Source organism: Nonomuraea sp. NPDC003201 (assembly GCF_053590415.1).
In genome coordinates, this window is record NZ_JBSFTC010000678.1 from 1 (window position 1) to 2072 (window position 2072).

Below are 2072 nucleotides of genomic sequence, written 5' to 3' on the forward strand. Positions count from 1 at the left end.
CTGGCGCGACTACGCCGACCGCGGCCCGTCGTACGCGGCGGCGGTGCGCCGTACCCTCGCGCACGGCAGCTTCCTGGACGGGGTGGCCGACTTCGACGCGGAGTTCTTCGGGCTCTCGCCGCGCGAGGCGGAGCTGATGGACCCGCAGCAGCGTCTCGTGATGGAGACCGCGTGGGAGGCGCTGGAGCACGCCGGGGTGTCCCCGGACGCGCTGGCCGGCACGGACGCCGGCGTGTACGTGGGCGTCTGCACCGGCGATTACGGGCACCGGCTGCTGGAGGACCTGCCCGACATCGAGGCGTGGACCGGGATCGGCGCCGCCGGCTGCGCGGTCGCCAACCGCGTGTCGTACGCGCTCGACCTGCGCGGCCCGAGCCTGGCGGTGGACACGGCCTGCTCGGCGTCGCTGGTGGCCGTCCACCTGGCGGTGCAGGCCCTGCGGGCCGGCGAGACCGACGTGGCGCTGGCCGGCGGGGTCAACCTCATCCTGTCCCCGGGCGAGACGCTCACCCTGGACGCCGCGGGCACCCTGGCACCGGACGGGCGCAGCAAGTCGTTCGACGCCGCCGCCGACGGGTACGGGCGGGGCGAGGGCTCGGTGGTGGTGGTGCTCAAGCGGCTCGCCGACGCCGTACGGGACGGGGACCGGATCCTCGCGACCATCCGCGGCAGCGCGGTCAACCAGGACGGTCGCACCGCGGGCATCATGGCGCCGTGCGGCCAGGCGCAGGAGCACGTCATGCGCCGCGCGCTGCGGCAGGCGGGCGTCGAGCCGGGCACGGTCGGCTACGTCGAGGCGCACGGCACCGGCACCGCGGTCGGCGACCCCCTCGAAGCCGGCGCGCTGGGCGCCGTGTACGGGGCGGGCCGGCCGCCGGAGCAGCCGTGCCTGATCGGCTCGGCCAAGTCCAACATCGGCCACCTCGAGGGTGCCGCCGGCATCGCCGGCCTGGTCAAGGCCGTCCTGGCGCTCGAACGCGGCGAGATCCCGCCGAGCCGGCTCGACACGCCCACGCCGGCCGTCGACTGGGAGGGCGCCGGGCTGCGGGTGGTGGCCGCGCCGACGCCGTGGCCCGGCTCCGTGCATCCGCGCCGGGCCGCGGTCTCCGCCTTCGGCTACGGCGGCACCGTCGCCCACGTCGTCCTCGAAGAGGCGCCGCCGGCCCGGCCGTCCGCCGAAGGGGCCGCAGAGCCGTCCGCCCAAGGGATCTCGGGACCGTCCGCCGAAGGGATTCTGGGACTTTCCGCCCAAGGGGCCGCTGGCCGGCTGTTCCCGGTGTCCGCCGCGTCGCGGGCGGCGCTGCGGCAGGCCGCCGGCAACCTCGCCGACGTCGCCGGTAGCCTGCCGGCGGCCGACGTCGGGCACACGCTCGCCCTGCGCCGGGCCCATCTGCCGCACCGGGCGGTGGTGGCGGCACACAATCCGGCCGCGCTGGCCGTGCGGCTGCGCGCCCTGTCGGCCGGCACCCCGCACGACGCCGTGACCACCGGGCGGGTGCTCATCGACCCCGGCCCCGGCCCCGTGTTCGTGTTCTCCGGACACGGCTCGCAGTGGGCCGGCATGGGCCGGGAGCTGCTGGAGACCGAGCCGGCGTTCGCCGCGGTGATCGACGAGCTGGAGCCGGTGTTCTCCGTCGAGATCGGCTTCTCGCCACGGAAGGTGCTCACCGAGGACGAGCTGATCGACGTGGACCGGATCCAGACCATGATCTTCGCGATGCAGCTCGGCCTCGTCGAGCTGTGGCGTGCGTACGGGGTGCGCCCGCACGCGGTCATCGGCCATTCGGTCGGCGAGATCGCCGCCGCCGTGACGGCCGGGGCGCTGAGCCGCCTCGACGGGGCCCGGTTGATCTGCCGGCGGTCCCGGCTGCTGCGGCGGGTCGCCGGTCGCGGCGCGATGGCCATGGTGCAGCTGCCGTTCGACGAGGCGGCGCGGCTGCTGGGAGACCGTACGGACGTGGTCGCCGCGATCGCGTCGTCCGGCCTCAACTCGCGTGGGTGCTGCTGGCCCTGACGGTGGCATTGGTCCTATGGGCGTGGCGAACTGCCAGACGTACCCTGTGACGCGCCGC

The 2072-nt window shown here is 75.8% G+C and carries 1 protein-coding gene; it reads left to right on the forward strand.

Annotated elements, in window-relative coordinates:
• Positions 1-2014: type I polyketide synthase (locus ACWDX9_RS62655; RefSeq protein ID WP_449973343.1), on the forward strand; the 2014-nt coding region annotated here is incomplete at its 5' end.
• Between the last annotated feature and the right edge of the window lie 58 nt (positions 2015-2072).